Origin of the sequence: Paenibacillus sp. MABNR03 (assembly GCF_050455445.1) — a bacterium.
Taxonomy (GTDB): Bacteria; Bacillota; Bacilli; order Paenibacillales; family Paenibacillaceae; genus Paenibacillus; species Paenibacillus xylanilyticus.
Genome location: NZ_JBCIYR010000001.1, coordinates 1,865,390 through 1,881,081, shown reverse-complemented (window position 1 = coordinate 1,881,081; position 15,692 = coordinate 1,865,390). Strand labels below are relative to the sequence as shown.

15 protein-coding genes and 1 pseudogene are annotated in these 15,692 nt (G+C 44.9%); 8 read left to right on the top strand and 8 right to left on the bottom strand.

Going from position 1 to position 15,692, the window contains the following annotated elements:
• The first annotated feature begins 44 nt into the window (after positions 1-44).
• Both AAIH57_RS07860 and AAIH57_RS07855 read left to right on the top strand, forming a co-directional pair.
• A complete protein-coding gene (locus AAIH57_RS07860) occupies positions 45-2,174 on the top strand; it encodes a discoidin domain-containing protein (protein WP_430021186.1) in 2,130 nt (709 codons plus the stop codon).
• 86 nt (positions 2,175-2,260) lie between these two features.
• Complete coding sequence (locus tag AAIH57_RS07855) at positions 2,261-2,389, top strand: DUF6254 family protein (protein ID WP_246311109.1); 129 nt, start codon at positions 2,261-2,263, stop codon at positions 2,387-2,389.
• Positions 2,390-2,534: 145 nt separating this feature from the next.
• On the opposite strand, the gene AAIH57_RS07850 is transcribed toward AAIH57_RS07855, so the two are convergent.
• A complete protein-coding gene (locus AAIH57_RS07850; protein WP_175398952.1) occupies positions 2,535-3,146 on the bottom strand; it encodes a TetR/AcrR family transcriptional regulator in 612 nt (203 codons plus the stop codon).
• 176 nt (positions 3,147-3,322) lie between these two features.
• On the opposite strand from AAIH57_RS07850, the gene AAIH57_RS07845 reads away from it, so the two are divergent.
• Positions 3,323-4,060, top strand: coding sequence for an SDR family NAD(P)-dependent oxidoreductase (locus AAIH57_RS07845; protein WP_175398951.1), 738 nt, complete (start codon positions 3,323-3,325; stop codon positions 4,058-4,060).
• Between the two features lie 186 nt (positions 4,061-4,246).
• A complete protein-coding gene (locus AAIH57_RS07840) occupies positions 4,247-4,387 on the top strand; it encodes a hypothetical protein (RefSeq protein WP_430021185.1) in 141 nt (46 codons plus the stop codon).
• A gap of 501 nt (positions 4,388-4,888) precedes the next feature.
• On the opposite strand, the gene AAIH57_RS07835 is transcribed toward AAIH57_RS07840, so the two are convergent.
• Both AAIH57_RS07835 and AAIH57_RS07830 read right to left on the bottom strand, forming a co-directional pair.
• On the bottom strand, positions 4,889-5,653 hold the full coding sequence (locus AAIH57_RS07835; RefSeq protein ID WP_430021352.1) for a cytochrome c oxidase assembly protein: 765 nt from the start codon (positions 5,651-5,653) through the stop codon (positions 4,889-4,891).
• Positions 5,654-5,693: 40 nt separating this feature from the next.
• Positions 5,694-6,209 carry a DUF2243 domain-containing protein gene (locus tag AAIH57_RS07830; protein WP_430021184.1) on the bottom strand — a complete coding sequence of 172 codons (516 nt, stop codon included), beginning with the start codon at positions 6,207-6,209 and terminating at the stop codon, positions 5,694-5,696.
• Between the two features lie 270 nt (positions 6,210-6,479).
• On the opposite strand from AAIH57_RS07830, the gene AAIH57_RS07825 reads away from it, so the two are divergent.
• On the top strand, positions 6,480-7,070 hold the full coding sequence (locus AAIH57_RS07825) for a GNAT family N-acetyltransferase (RefSeq protein ID WP_175398948.1): 591 nt from the start codon (positions 6,480-6,482) through the stop codon (positions 7,068-7,070).
• 464 nt (positions 7,071-7,534) lie between these two features.
• On the opposite strand, the gene AAIH57_RS07820 is transcribed toward AAIH57_RS07825, so the two are convergent.
• The 5 genes and pseudogenes from AAIH57_RS07820 to AAIH57_RS07800 all read right to left on the bottom strand — a co-directional run bounded on the left by AAIH57_RS07820 (position 7,535) and on the right by AAIH57_RS07800 (position 11,722).
• Positions 7,535-8,302, bottom strand: coding sequence for an ABC transporter permease (locus AAIH57_RS07820; protein WP_430021183.1), 768 nt, complete (start codon positions 8,300-8,302; stop codon positions 7,535-7,537).
• The gene (locus AAIH57_RS07815) at positions 8,303-9,064 is read right to left on the bottom strand and encodes an ABC transporter ATP-binding protein (protein ID WP_175398946.1); all 762 of its coding nucleotides are present in this window, start codon (positions 9,062-9,064) and stop codon (positions 8,303-8,305) included.
• Positions 9,065-9,076: 12 nt separating this feature from the next.
• A complete protein-coding gene (locus AAIH57_RS07810; RefSeq protein ID WP_430021182.1) occupies positions 9,077-9,940 on the bottom strand; it encodes a pentapeptide repeat-containing protein in 864 nt (287 codons plus the stop codon).
• 14 nt (positions 9,941-9,954) lie between these two features.
• A complete protein-coding gene (locus tag AAIH57_RS07805; protein WP_090899236.1) occupies positions 9,955-10,284 on the bottom strand; it encodes a PadR family transcriptional regulator in 330 nt (109 codons plus the stop codon).
• Between the two features lie 421 nt (positions 10,285-10,705).
• Positions 10,706-11,722: pseudogene (locus tag AAIH57_RS07800) on the bottom strand (alpha/beta fold hydrolase).
• A 145-nt stretch (positions 11,723-11,867) separates the two neighbouring features.
• On the opposite strand from AAIH57_RS07800, the gene AAIH57_RS07795 reads away from it, so the two are divergent.
• The 3 genes from AAIH57_RS07795 (at position 11,868) to AAIH57_RS07785 (ending at position 15,617) form a co-directional block, all read left to right on the top strand.
• A complete protein-coding gene (locus tag AAIH57_RS07795; RefSeq protein ID WP_430021181.1) occupies positions 11,868-12,767 on the top strand; it encodes a LysR family transcriptional regulator in 900 nt (299 codons plus the stop codon).
• A gap of 335 nt (positions 12,768-13,102) precedes the next feature.
• Positions 13,103-14,380, top strand: a complete 1,278-nt coding sequence (codB, locus tag AAIH57_RS07790) for a cytosine permease (protein ID WP_430021180.1) — start codon at positions 13,103-13,105, stop codon at positions 14,378-14,380.
• Positions 14,349-15,617, top strand: coding sequence for a cytosine deaminase (locus AAIH57_RS07785; RefSeq protein WP_430021179.1), 1,269 nt, complete (start codon positions 14,349-14,351; stop codon positions 15,615-15,617). Before codB ends, AAIH57_RS07785 begins: the two co-directional genes overlap by 32 nt.
• Positions 15,618-15,692 lie beyond the last annotated feature (75 nt).

Sequence of the window (15,692 nt, the reverse complement as noted above, 5' to 3'; positions counted from 1 at the left end):
TGTGTATTTGTTTTCAACGAATGAGCGAAAAGGAGGCGTATGTCATGACAAGGGTTAAAAAATGGATTTGTGGAATTTTTGTATTTATGCTCGTTTTTACCTTGCTGCTGTCCATAACTGCAATTCCGCAAGTTCAAGCGCTGGAGGCCGAGGAACAGCATGTTTCTATGATCCCTGCATCCATCTTTCCTTATGAGCCCTCAGATCGTTATGCAAGCTCCGTAAATTATACCCTCAAAGCAAATGGAGTACCTGTTCCCGTGGTCAAGGGCTTCAGCGACTATGACTATGCACATTTTTCCATGTCCGATGGTCCTGTCACTTACGAATTAACAATCCTGAACACGGACAAGGTTCATGAGTACTCCATAAGTCCGAAGAAACTTGGAATTCAAGCTGACAAGATAGAGGGTAGAACCATCACCTTCACGACTCAATCTGATGAGTACTTAATCGTAATGATGAATAATCGCAAGACGCGTATGGTCATCGCTGCAGATCCGCTCGAAACGGACGTTCCTGCATCAAGTGGTGAGGGTACCTTCAATATTGGTAGCGCTCCGTATCATGTTGGTTCTTCAAGTTCTTCCTTAACACAAGTTTCTTCAACAACGGCGGCGATCCAGCAGGCGATTGATGATGCTAGTCAGTATGGAACCCATAAAGGGGGTAGGGTACAAGGCACTGTTTATGTACCTGCAGGAACCTACTATATTGGCAATTTGGTTTTAAAAAGCAATACGGCGATCTACATGGAACCCGGTGCTGCTTTTGTGTCTACAGGGAGGACCGCCGATTATACAGAACACTGGTTCAAGAATTCGATGGGTCGACCGGCAACCTGGTGGATCTCAACTGCATTTCAGTCCGAAAACATTCGAATCTATGGACGGGGTACAATTGACGGAAACGGGCAAACCCTGCATGACGACAAAAGCTCCAACGGCAGGGGGATGATTAATAATCTGGTTGTTCCGATTGACACATCCCATTTTGTGATGGAGGGTATTGTCATAAGAGAATCAGCGGGCTGGGCTGTAGTAACCGTTCGTTCCGATGATTTAACCTTCAGAAACCTAAAGCTCTTCAACAGTTTGGGTATGGGAGAGAACGATGGAATAGATATTTGTGAATCGCAAGATGTCGTTGTACAGAATGCGATTGGCATCTCTCTCGATGATCCTTTTTCTACAAAAGCTTGGAAAGAAGATACCGATATAGCTTCCGGGAACGTACCTTGGCCGGGTAATCCTGAACCCGTTCGTAATGTGTTATTCGAGGATACGATCGCATGGACATTATGCTATGGATATAAGATCGGTCAGGGTGTCATGCAGGATCAATCCAATATCGTATTTAGAAACGGCGTGGTTTACAAGGCAGCTGTAGGGTTCGCCATACATCATAAATACGGTACCGGCACGGTGAATGACGTTAGATTTGAATCCATGGACGTCGAAGATATCAGCGGTAAGAACGAAGATAATAGTGCCTGGATGACCATTTTTACTGTGGATGGAAGCAATAACGGTGTAGGGCCGATCAGAGACATCCTAGTAAAGGATATTACAGTACGTGATGCTGGAGAAAGTTTTGCCAAGATTAAAGGTATGGAAGGTGCCGATATTACGGACCTGACCTTTGAAAATATCTATATGCCCGGAGCAAGCGAACCGGCGACTACGCTTCACGAAATGAACTTTTTGAGCAAAGAACATTACAGTGATGTCACGATTAAACCTGTTCAAAATGAGGAACCGCTCCCAAGAACCAACTTGGCACTTCAACGTCCAGCCGTGGCATCATCGAATGATGGGGTAGAGAATACTGCACCTTATGTGAACGATGGTAAGTTAACAACGCGTTTTGGATCAAAGCGGGGAGTGGATCCCGGTTGGATATACGTGGATTTGGGAGAGAGCAAAACGATAGATGAAGTCAGACTCTTTTGGGAGACCGCTTATGGGAAAAGTTATCGAATACAAGTAAGCGAGGACCCAAGTCATGAGGCAAACTGGAGAGATGTATACAGCACTACAACAGGCAAAGGTGGCTTGGAGACAATTACTTTTGACGAAGTAGAAGCACGGTATGTTCGAATGTATGGAACGGTTCGGGCAACCATATACGGATATTCGATTTGGGAATTTGAGGTGTATGGTCCTGAAGAGTAGAATACCAAAATCTGAATGAAAATCATTCATTAATGACATTCTAAAGAAGTAGTATAACTCTAATTTTCCAGAGGAGGAGATCTTTTATGGCTCGCCAGAAGAAAAGGCAGGAAGCTGCCTGGAAGTCACGAAAGCAAGAACAGCATCCTCATGGTAAAATCAAATCGCTTAAAGAGTTATCAAGCGAATATGATGAGAAGAATACTACGATTTAAGGGACTGACTGCCTGTGAAATTTGCAGGTAGTCGTCACAATTTAATTCATGTAATTCTAAGTCTAATCCTATGTATCAGACAAAAACCGCAGTGCCGCTCAAAGTCGCTAACATTAGCGGCTTTTTTGGCTATTGAGTGCTGTAATCAATCCAACTTGTCTCCCACATAATGAAAAGAGTGAATATGCGTCTTGGTCAGTTCGATCACGTTCTGGATAAACGCCTCACGGGATTCGCGAAATCCGCTTAATATCCAATTGTTCAGTAGTCCGAAGAAGCCATATGCCGTATAGTACTTGAAATACTCCATATTCACTGGAGAGTTATTGATCGTCTCGAAGATAAATTGTTCCTCGTAGATTTTGAGTATGGTCTGTGGGAAGCCTGTATGCAGACCAGGCAACGTATCATCATATCGGATCAATTCAAAGAAGTCCCGATGTTCATGAATGTAGTCCACGATTTGGAAGGATTCCGAATTGAGCTTGTTGGTATAAACCTTTTGACCGTGCTTATATGGCCGGCCTACGGAGCACCTCAGACCTACGAGCATCTGAGTCAACAATTCTTCGGCGATCACAAATTTATCTTGGTAATGTAAGTAAAATGTGCTGCGATTGTAACCTGAATGGTCAACGATGTCTTTGACAGACACAGCATGGTAGCCCTTTTTCTTAATGAGTTGGATTAGCGCCATTTTAAGGTGCTCCTTGGTGCGATTGCGAGGTTGAGATGTCACAATAAATTCATCATTCATTCAAAAAATCTCCTATATAAATAGACATTGTTCCACGAAGTGTCGATGTGGTAGACACATCCTCGTATCTTAATGATTGGATTGTTACGATTTTAAGCATACAATTAGGTTTGTAAACGTCATATAGCACTATTTGTATAGGTGCTATTCAAAATAGTATACTGGAGGATTTAATCATGAGCAAACTTCAAGACAAAGTGGCAGTTATTACAGGAGGGGCATCCGGGATCGGCGCAGCGACAGCACGCTTATTCGTATCAGAGGGAGCCAAAGTGGTTTTGGTGGACCTGAATGAAGAAAAAGGCAAGGCGTTTGAGCAAGAACTGAAAGCGCTTAAAGCGGATGCCCTTTTTATTAAAGCGAACATCACGAGTGAAGAAGAAGTTGCTGATATTTTCAAACAAACCATTGAGGCTTTTGGTAAAGTGGATATCGTATTCAACAATGCAGGGATCGGGCGTGTTCATCCTTCGCATGAGCTTGACTATGCCGAATGGCGTAATACAGTAAATGTGGATCTGGACGGGGTATTCCTGGTTGCACGTGAATCCATCCGCGAAATGCTCAAAATTGGTGGAGGAACGATCGTTAACACGGCTTCCATGTACGGATGGGTTGGTTCGCCGGGTTCTGCAGCCTACAATGCAGCAAAGGGTGGCGTCGTGAATTTGACTCGTTCGCTGGCGCTGGAATATGCTGAACAAAATATTCGGGTGAATGCACTTTGCCCAGGTTTCATCGATACACCGATTATTCCGGAAGAGAGCAAGCAGGCTCTGTCTGCGGCAACACCAATGAAACGACTCGGACAAGCAGAGGAAATGGCTAAGGCTGTTCTCTTCCTGGCTAGTGACGATTCATCCTATATGACAGGGAATAGCCTGATCGTGGATGGAGGATACACTGCTCAATAAGAGTGATGTGTATTTCCAGGGTCTAAATTATAGAAATGCAAAAACCTGAAGAGCTAACTTCAGGTTTTTTGTTGTTTAAACGGGAGCAGGTCCGAAAGGAGTGGTCATATTGACAAATCGGTATTTCCTTTGGATGAACATTCCAATTATGATTCGACTCAGTTGGAAACATCGGGCAGGGAAGAGTTGAGTCAATTTGGTGAGGTGTCCGATTATAGCGGGGAGTTGGTTGAACATCCGCTTGGTTCCGCGGAACTGTACCTCCAGGCTTCCGATTTTGCCGGCCCGGTTCTTGTTTCCTTATCTACCGTACAAAGTGCGAGGTAGCTTAGCATTTCTTTTAGTATTTAAAGTAAAGTTATACCCATTTAAAAGTCGTTAAATTGAAGGTTTTTTTATGGGTTAAAACTTTTATTTCGCGGCTTTTTTGTTTTAAGGAATGAAGTTTCTGTCCCAAGTCAATGACACGAATGTGTGCTCATTGCCGTAATGATTGGAGCAATTTGCGGACAAACCATATAAGTAACAGAATAACTAGGATCAGAATGATTAATCCTGGAATACCAATACTACTAAACATAACAACCTCCTAATATTATCCATGAATTATTTCGGTTCATTATAACATAGGAAAGAGACAGAACATTTTAAGCTTTAATAGATGTCACTGAAAACGAATCGAAAATGAGTTTAATTTCTGCTTTTCACAATACATGGTTGGTTTGCGGGCAGAGTCCTCTTGTATTTCTTCCAGGATTGGAAGATAGAGCATGGCTGTTCTTGTTGACTCTTATTATGACAAGATAATGATATAGCATTTTAAAATAATTAGTTCCGGCTTATGGTCAGGCCAGTTCGAGGACGAGTTGCTCTAAACCAATGCAAACATAATATGAAGATAATCACCATATCAACGGCATCTCCACCATAGTACATGAGCATGCCTCCGAGCTTGGCTTGATCCAAAGGTACGCCGATAGGAGGGGAGGCATAAATCATCTTCGATAAAACGCCATGACCTGCCAAAGAAAACATGAGTATCATTGAACGGTACAAAAAAGAGAATCGGTGGGGTGCAGGATCAATGTAAATGATGGACACCGTGAACAAATAACCTGCTGCGAATATATGGAAATGAATGATAAGAAACAGAAGGGTATTTTCATGCATAAGCGAGTACAAGTTCGTGGTGTATAACAGCCAAAGTCCCCCTATATTAAGGAGTGACGTAACAATAGGGTGAATCAATATCCGGGACGGCCAGCTTCTCAGAATACGTGTAAGAGATCTGGCTGCAGGTACGCTTAGTGATTTCAGCAGTAGAGTCATCGGAGCCGCAAGTACCAGAAGCAATGGTGCCAGCATACCCAAAAGTAAATGACTGAGCATGTGCGCAACAAAATCAGTATGTCCAAGATTAGCCAGGGGTCCAGCCACGGCAATAACTGTAAAAAGCACACCAAGCGACCAACAAACCGTCCGGTAAATGGGCCAGGGCTTGGTACGATTGGAACGGAATGCAGCAAGGATATACATACCAAACGCGAATGCAAATGGTAGGGCTAGAATCACTTGAGGTACAATCCACGCCATAGGTTCCAGCTCAGTTCCATGGTTGTGATGAATGTGAGTACTAATGTTCATATGAGTTACCCTTCCTTAATGGTTGTCTGCTTCTTGTACGATAAATAAGACTGAGCCCTATCAGGATCATTAAAACGGCTAAGATGTTCCATATCGAATCGTAGAAAATAACATTTTCCACATAACGAATCTGATGAATTCTCATTAGTTTGTGTTGGATGAGCCCATCGTACAATTGGAAGCTTCCCGCTCCAAGAAAAAGGCCACCCCACCATCTCGTGAGCCATATTGCGTTTCGTCTTCGAAGATCAGCAAACATGAATAACCCTCCGATCGTCGCAAACCAACTAAAAGCGTGAAACAGACCATCTGATATCAGACCAACATCTGTTGTCGACTTGTCATAAAAATGATGCCAACGCAGCAGTTGATGGAAAACGGTCTCATCAATAAACGCAACAAAACCAATCCCGAACAGAATCCCGGACCATAGATTTCGGTTAGCATAAACGAAGCGATTCATGACATTGGAGTTTTTATGTTTACCTTCCGTTTTAATCCCCATGTTTACTTCACCTCCACTATAAAAAAACATTACTTTATTATCCAATATACCCACATAAATGGATTGTACTCAGGATTAAAGAAAGCAGTTCTTAAGAGTACGTAAAAAGGTTGATTTAACCCGCAAATGTGTACTTATGGAAATAAAATCATATATTTGATAATTATGCATATCAAATTAGTAAATTATGCATTCCAATTTATTTGTATTCTTGCTAAACTTTGTTTTATAATAAGGTGTTTTAATGGAGGAGTTCAAAGGAGGATTTACATGGTATCCAAAAACACCAACTATAGCATTCTCATTGAATGTGAAGATATTATTCTTCGCGAGTATCGTTTGTCCGATCTTGAGCGTATGCAGGAAATCACATGGCAGCCGGAAATTCACGGGTTTTTGCCAGGGTGGAATGTTCAACAGGAAGTTCGCCAAGACTGGCTGATGAATTACGAAATTCCAACTAACAATGAATTCATTCAGCGAGTACAAGAAGGCAATGATATTGAGGATCTTATTTTAAGATTAGGGATTGTACTAAAGGGGACTGGTGAATTCATTGGGTGGTGTTGTTCAGGGATCAAGGACGAGCTTCCGGAACCGAATAGAGAGGTCATGTATGCGATCTCGAAAGATCATCGGAATAAAGGTTATGCGTCTCAAGCTGTCCAAGGAGTCATACAGTATTTATTTGAAAACACAGAAGTTGCCCAGTTAAATGCGATTGCGCTCCTAGAAAACAAACCTTCCAATAAGGTCATTCAGAAAAATCATTTTGTTTTCATTAACGAGATTCAAATTGAGAAGGATAAGTATAATCATTATCTGCTTCACAAGTCAGATTGGATAAGCCTCAACAATTAAGCACGTTTGAAAAGTAGGATCGAATAACAATTCTAATGATTAATGGCTTGGGCGTACCGTTCGGGTGTCGTCAGTGACAGGGAAGGGACATTGTTCTTAAATACATATGAGTATAGCTAAACATAATTAAATCATTCAAGAAGAATAAGTAATGTAAAAACTGCACCTCAATGGTTAGATGAAATCTACATTGAGTGTGCAGTTTTTAACGTTTCGATTAAAACACGGGAAGGAAGGAGGAACAAACGGAATAAACAGGTTTCACTGACCTACTCAAGTCGAGAGCACAGGATAAATGTAACGTAAAAGGTGGGTTTGAACTTGGAAGGATAAATGGTTCTAGAGTGTAATCAGTTAAACATACTTAACTCATTATTGTAATCACAGGAAGGTGTATTGCACAGGGTGAAATTATTATAGAGTGGGAAGCCAGTTGACAGTTAAAACAGAAAGCTGAGGGTTTCTTATACCCGCTTTTTATACACTCTCATTGCAAAGATATATGCTACAACCAAGATCCCGACACACCAGGCAAGTGCGACCCAAATATCATTGCCTACCGGCTGACCCAACATTAATGCACGGATCGCTTCCACGATCGAGGTTACCGGCTGGTTTTCAGCAAAGGCGCGAACGACCGAAGGCATCGACTCGGTGGGTACAAACGCAGAACTGATAAAAGGGAGGAATATAATCGGGTAGGAGAAGGCGCTTGCGCCATCCACAGATTTGGCGGACAGTCCGGCAATCGCTGCGACCCAGGTTAATGCCAACGTAAACAGAGTGAGTATGCCAGCTATCCCAAGCCATGACAGTATCCCTGCCGGTGAACGAAAGCCCATAACGAGCGCTACGAGAATGATGACTATAACCGACAAAAAGTTGGATAACAGAGAGGTCAGCACATGGCCCCATAATAAGGTAGAACGTGAAATCGGCATGGAGTGAAACCGTTCGAATATGCCCCGCTGCACATCAATGAACAGACGGTAAGACGTGTAGGATATACCGCTAGCAATAGCGATTAATAGTATACCGGGCAGTAGATAATTTACATAATTATCGGTTCCGGTTTGAATGGCTCCACCAAACACATAAACGAAGAGCAGCATAAATGCGATGGGCATAATGGTGACTGTAATAATGGTGTCCATACTGCGGAAAATATGCCGCATGGAACGTCCAAGCATGACGCTCATATCGCTAAAAAAGTGTTTTTTCACCGTTTCCATTTAGTTAGCCTCCTTTTTGCCGATGATGGCGAGGAATATATCTTCCAATGTGGGCTGTTTTTCGACATACTCCACCTTTGCAGTCGGAATCAGCTTTTTAAGATCCGAGAGGGTGCCGCTGGCGATAATTCTTCCCTCATGCAGAATGGCAATCCGATCGGCCAGCTGCTCCGCTTCTTCTAAATACTGCGTGGTCAGGAATACCGTCGTACCTCCGGCCGAGAGCTCCTTCACAATCTTCCAAACCTCAATACGTGCCTCGGGGTCAAGTCCGGTGGTTGGCTCGTCGAGGAAGATGATCTGTGGTTTTCCCACTAGGCTCAAAGCAATGTCGAGCCTGCGGCGCATGCCACCAGAATAAGTGGACACCCTGCGGTCGGCGGCATCTGTCAGTCCAAAACGTGTAAGCAAATCGTCTGCAACCTGACGGGGATTTTGGAGGTATCGAAGTTTGGCAATCATGACCAGATTTTCTCGTCCGGTTAAAATCTCGTCTACGGCGGCAAATTGCCCAGTCAAACTGATCGCCTGCCGCACATTGTCGGGTTTGGTTTCCACATCGAACCCGTTTACGGTGGCAGTACCGCTATCTTTCTTGAGCAGTGTGGTGAGAATTTTGACAACGGTTGTTTTGCCCGCACCGTTGGAGCCGAGCAGGGCGAAGATGCTTCCTTTTTCCACCTCGAAATCTACGCCCTTAAGGACTTGCAGCTGCTTGAAGGATTTTTGCAGGCCATTCACATGAATTGACTTGTTTTGCATAGGATCTCCTCCTTAGATAACTGTAACTTTTGACAAATTGGCATCCATGCCTTTAAGGGCGGCATATGTCAGTTTATCCATCATCGCACCGTCAAAGCAGATGGTTTTGATAATGCGGTAATATTTTCTGGACCATGAAGACGTTGGGAAAGACACGTTCTTGAGAGTCGCATTTTTAAACGAAACTTCGTTCAGTGCTGTCTTTTCAAACTTGACGCCGATAAAAGTTTGCCCGTCAAAACGCATCCCTCCCAGATCGGAAGATTTGAACTCCACGCCGTCGAAGATACAGTTTTGGAAAATGGTTTTTCTAAGGTCGGTCAAGGAGAAGGTGACGTCGGTCAGTCTTACACCTGTAAATTTTGCGCCATCCAGTCCTGACTTGCTGAAGATTGTGCGTACAAGGATCGATCGATTGAAGCTCACATTTCCTAGGTCAAGGGTGGATAGGTTGCAGTCCGTCAGATTTGCGCCGTCGAATTTGGCATCCCTTGCATCGCTGCTGGCAAATGAGCTGCCGGTCAAGTCCGCGTTCGTGAAATTAGAGCCTCGCAACGCGCTGGACTTAAATTGTCCTTTATGGGCGACAACACCAGCAAAGTCGCTCGTTGGCAGGTTACTCGCGTTAAAGTTCGTCACCACCTGCCGCTCCAGAGAGCGGGAGAGGTTGGCGACCTCCTGTACCGTTTGCTCAATATCGCCGATGCTCTCAATGGTCATCTCAAAAGCAGTTTCATCATCCTTGCCCTCAGCTTTAAGATCACGGAACCTCTCCTGTAAATCAGAGTGAAGGTCTGCTTTCAATTCGGTAACGCTTTTCACCTCATCGTACGGTGCAAAAACGCCATTCAAATACTGGGTCAACTTCTCATTCATAACCTCAACACTCCTCATAATAAGTTTTCAAGAACACGCTTGGCGTACTCCCAGTTGTCTTTGTTGCTAGCATGCGTTGCCTTACCTTTTTCGGTAATCCGGAAATATTTACGACGTCCACCTTGAGATTCATCGCCCCAATACCACTCGATATCGCCCTCCGCTTCAAGTCGCCGTACGCTGGAGTACATTGTGGCTTCTTTTAATTCGTACTCACCGCCCGAGCGTTCGGCAATCATTTTAACAATCTCGTACCCATATCTGTCAGCTTCGGATAAGAGCCGTAATATCATCGTATCGGTATGGCCGCGCAGTAGGTCGGATGTAATTTTGTTCTGGCTCATGTAATCACCTCGCATCTGTATAATACGACACACTACTGTGACTGTCAAGGTAGTATTATAAATAAAATACATTGATTGAAAATTTGGGCGTATTTTTTCTGTTACCTAAAAGGATTTTTCCCGTTTTCGTACTAAAAAGCGGATTCAATTTTGGAGAAGAGGAGCTTGCGGAGCACCTTAAGGAGTTTAGAGTAGTTTGCACCGAAGGCTCCTTCCGATGGGGGAAACAATGAGTCAACTGCAGCACATATATGCCGACATATCGTCGGATGCAAAAAAAGACCACTTCATGATCGAAGTGGTCTGATGCGAAATAGCTAACATAAGGAGATATATGAACAAGAATACGGAGTAGCGCACTGGAGTACACATAAGAGCGGTCATTTGATCTCCGAAACAGGCGAAACTTCATTCCAATCCTTTATCCATTTGTACTAAGCGCCAACAAGCGTTTTAGATTATCAACTATAAATGTATTGTCAGCACTGTTGATCCCACGTCCGGCAAAGTGGCCCCAGATCGACTCGATCGGACTAAATACAGCATTGGGAATAAGCTTAGCCTCGTATTCGTTATCATCAGCTGTACAGAAGAGATCTGTGCTTCCAGGCATGATGCAGGCAAGCGCTTTTATGCTTCGAAGTGCCTTATCGAAATCCCCGTTATACGAGGGGTTTGCACTAATATCTGCAAACTGGCCTGTCCATAACATGGTCAGCACATTATGCGGATCCATTGTCATAAAGATATTTTCCCAGAAGCCTGCCACAAAATCTGTCACTGTATCATATCCCAGCTCGCGATAAAGTTCCTCTCTGTAAAATGCTTGTGAAAAGCCCCATCCCGCATAGGCTCGGCCAACAGCGCGCATGTCTGCTGATGTCAATTGGTTTAGCTTACTTGAATCGAAATGAGCGACAGCCATAAGTGGAGCTCACTCCATCCATGACCACAAAGGTATGAGGCCAAGTCTTCGCAACTCCGGCGATAGGTGCAATTCGCTCCACCATGTCGGGATAACTTGCTCCCCATTGGAACGCTTGAATGCCTCCCATTGACCATCCTAGGACGAGAGCGATCTTTTGAATGCCGAATTTTTCAGTCACCAGCCGATACTGTAATTGTACGTTGTCATAGATGGTTACCCTTGGAAAATTAGCCCGGTCAAATGGTGGAGGTGTGTTGCTGGGAGAGGAGGATAATCCGTTCCCCAGCAGATTCGGAACGATAATGAAATATTTCTCCGGATCCAGTGCCATGCCGTTTCCAATCAACCATTCATTTTGAACATGCTGGTCACCAAATGCCGTTGGATAAATGATGACGTTATCTTTTTTTTCATTCAATCTTCCATACGTCTTATACGCAAGAAAAGCGCTTGGCAACGTCACACCTGATTGCAAAGTTACGTCACCCAAATCAAAATTTCATAGTCCATTGTTTTGTCGCTCCCTTCAAAATAGAAACCACACAGGTAAAATGTAATTTCTTGTAGTCAGTATAGGCCTGTGGTACCCTCAAATAAAGTGAATGAAATTGAAATCTGCATTCAATAATTTTGATAGTAAAAGGGAGATCGTACGATGGAATTACGCCAACTGAATACGTTCCGCACGGTGGCATCCACATTGAATTTCACTCGGGCTGCGGAAGTGCTGAATTATGTCCCCTCGAACGTGACGATGCAAATCAAAGCATTGGAGGACGAACTTGGTGTTCGTCTTTTTGACCGTCTTGGCAAACAGCTCGTTCTCACAACTGCGGGTAAACGTTTTTTAACTCATGTCCAAAGCGTTCTGGACAAGCTGGATGAAGCTCGCAGCGACATACATGACAATGAAACGCTGAGTGGTACCCTAACGATCAGTGCTAACGAGGTTCTTTGCGCTTATCGGCTTCCCGTTGTTTTTCACCTATTTCGTTCGCGTCATCCCGGAGTTCGACTTATCTTTCGGTCTGTTCCCAATCAGCAGCTCAAGGAAACGCTTTTTGAAGGAACGGCGGATGTTGTTTTTATGTTGGACGAGCCCATTCGCTCAACGGGACTTGCAGTGGAACCGATGCTGGAAGAAACATTCCGCTTTTTCGCCACTCCGGACCATCCACTTGCGAAACGAACTGCACTACAGCTGGAGGATTTTCACGGTGAAGTTTTCCTGACCAATGAAAAGGGCTGCACCTATCGAACCATGTTTGACCGGGCATTTGAGCAAAAGGGCATTGATAGTATTACATATTTGGAGTTTCAAAATGCCGAAGCCATTAAACAATGTGCAATAGCGGGAATCGGTATTGCTTTTCTTCCTGAAATAACAGCCGAAGCTGAAGTTCAACGCGGTGATCTTGTTGCTCTTCCATGGCAAATACCTGACTTGCACGTATATACACAGATGCTATGGCACAAAGACAAGTGGCTTTCACCAATCCTGTTATCGTTCATAGAAGCAGCAAGAGAGGTTATGGCAGTAGAGGAGGAGAACTAAATTTATAATTTTTTTTATAGATTAATCCGCGGGCTGACAACGTTCGCATAGCTGGTTTATAACCAATGGATAATAATGACATTGACAACTGCGGGCTTTTTCAAAATAATAGAATGTAATTGAATACTGGTACCTTTAATTCAGTCCAGAGAGGCTGGCAAGGGCAGCGGATTTTTATAATCACGCGTGGAACAGGGCATATTCCGTCTGGGGATGCTCCGCGTCTTCGCGCGGGTTATGATGCAAAAAAGAGGCTACTTGTCAGTGAGACTTGACGAGTAGCCTCTTTTTTCTGCTTTCTTGGTATCAGGACACTTTAAGTTGGAGGTATTCTGATGAGCAAACAAGATCAAGAGTTTTCGTGGCAAGAGGTGCCAAAAACGCAGAGAAACCAATTTTGGAAGACGTTATCCGTGATGCTCGGATTCACCTTCTTTTCGGCAAGCATGCTGGCAGGAGGAACCTTGGGAGTCAGCTTGACGTTCATGGAGTTTATTGGGATTGTACTGGCGGGCAATCTGGTGCTTGGTATCTATACGGGAGCGCTGGCACATATCGCTGCCAAAACGGGACTGTCCACGCATTTGCTGGCCAAATATTCGTTCGGTGAGAAAGGGTCATACTTGCCATCGTTCCTGCTCGGCTTCACGCAGGTCGGATGGTTTGGCGTTGGAGTGGCCATGTTCGCAATCCCGGTTGCAAAAGCAATGGATTGGAATGTGTATCTGTTGATTCTCCTGTTTGGTCTCGCCATGACGGCAACAGCCATCTTCGGTATGAAGTCACTTGTCATTCTGGGCTATATTGCGGTCCCTGCAATTGCGATTCTCGGCGGTTACTCCATGCTAGAAGGCGCAGATACGCTTGGCGGTTTGCAAGGACTGCTCGATTACACACCCACACAGACACTGACTGCGGCAGCGGCATTAACGATTTGTATAGGTTCATTCATTAGCGGCGGTACGCTGACACCCGATTTTGCCCGGTTTTCCCAGACGTCCCGGCAGGCAGTTACCGCAACGGTTATTGCCTTTTTCCTGGGTAACTCACTCATGTTCCTGTTCGGCGCTGTAGGCGCAATGGCGTATAACCTGGCAGACATCTCAGAGGTCATGTTCCTGCAAGGTTTGATCATTCCAGCGATCATCGTTCTGGGGTTGAATATCTGGACGACAAACGACAATGCCTTATACGCCTCCGGGCTCGGTTTTGCCAACATTACTAAAATTTCGAAAAAGCTCATTGTTATCGTAAACGGTACCGTGGGTACCATATTCGCCATGTGGATGTACAACAACTTTGTTGGTTTTCTGAATGTGCTTGGCGCGGCGGTACCGTCCATCGGGGCGATTATCATCGCGGACTACTTTTTCGTGAAGCGCAGAAATTATAAACCGTTTGCCGACATGACTTTCAAGAAGGTAAACTGGATAGCGATGGTAGCTTGGGCCATCGGCGTTGCGTTCGCTCAGCTGGCCCCAGGAGTAACACCATTAAACGCACTGATCGGTACGGCGGTGGCTTACATCGTGTTGATGCTGATCGTATCTGCCAAACAATCCAAAGAAAAGGGGAAAATAAATGATTATACAGAACGCGAAATTGCGGGGTAAAGAAGGTCTATGGAATATCGTCGTGAAAGACGGGAAGTTCGGACAGATCACACAAGCGCAGGAAGCAGCTGCAAACGAGGAAGTCATTGATGTCAACGGCATGCTTGTACTGCCGCCATTCATTGAACCTCATATTCATCTCGATACAACGTTGACGGCGGGCGAGCCGGGATGGAACTTGAGCGGAACGCTGTTCGAAGGCATCCAGCGTTGGTCGGAACGCAAGGCATTCCTGACGCATGAAGACGTCAAAACGCGCTCCAAAACAGCACTGAAATGGCAGCTTGCTCAGGGGATCCAGCATGTACGGACGCATGTGGACGTTACCGATCCAACCTTGACCGCAGTTAAAGCGATGCTTGAAGTGAAAGAAGAAATGGCACCATACATGGACATCCAGCTGGTCGCTTTCCCGCAGGAAGGCATTCACTCCTACCCGAACGGCGCAGAATTGCTGGAAGAGTCACTGAAAATGGGCGTTGACGTGGTTGGCGGCATTCCGCACTTCGAATTCACGAGAGAATATGGTGTGGATTCGATGAAGGTTGCGTTTGACCTTGCCGAAAAATACGACCGTCTCATCGACATCCATTGTGACGAGATCGATGACGAGCAATCCCGTTTCGTGGAAGTCGTTGCCAAGGAAGCTTACGAACGCGGACTGGGTTCCCGTACAACAGCAAGCCATACGACGGCGATGGGGTCATACAACGACGCCTATACGTACAAATTGTTCAGATTGTTGAAGATGGCTGACCTGAATTTTGTCTCCAATCCTCTGGTCAACATCCACCTGCAAGGCCGCTTTGACACGTATCCGAAAAGAAGAGGACTGACTCGCGTCAAAGAGCTGCAGGAAGCGGGTCTTAACGTATGCTTCGGTCACGATGACATCTTCGATCCATGGTATCCGCTGGGCACGGGCAACATGCTTCAGGTGTTGCACATGGGGATCCATGCTTCCCAGTTGCTCGGTTACGATCAAATCGTAAATTCGATTGATCTCATTACTAAGAACAGCGCAAGAACGTTGCACATTGAGGATGTGTACGGCATTGAAGAAGGGAAGCCGGCCAACTTTATCGTTCTTGAAGCAGAGAATGAGTATGAGGCCATTCGCAAGCAGGCCGGAGTTCTATATTCGTTCAGAGGCGGCCGCAAAATCGCGGAAACGAAGCCGCGGGAGACATCGATCATTCTGGATGGCGATTTGGAGAAGATCACTTTTAATAAATAATTAATTGAAGCGTGCTATGCATCAAGCAGAGCCAGCGTATTAGTCAAACAATCCCCTCATGGTGGACAGGGCAAA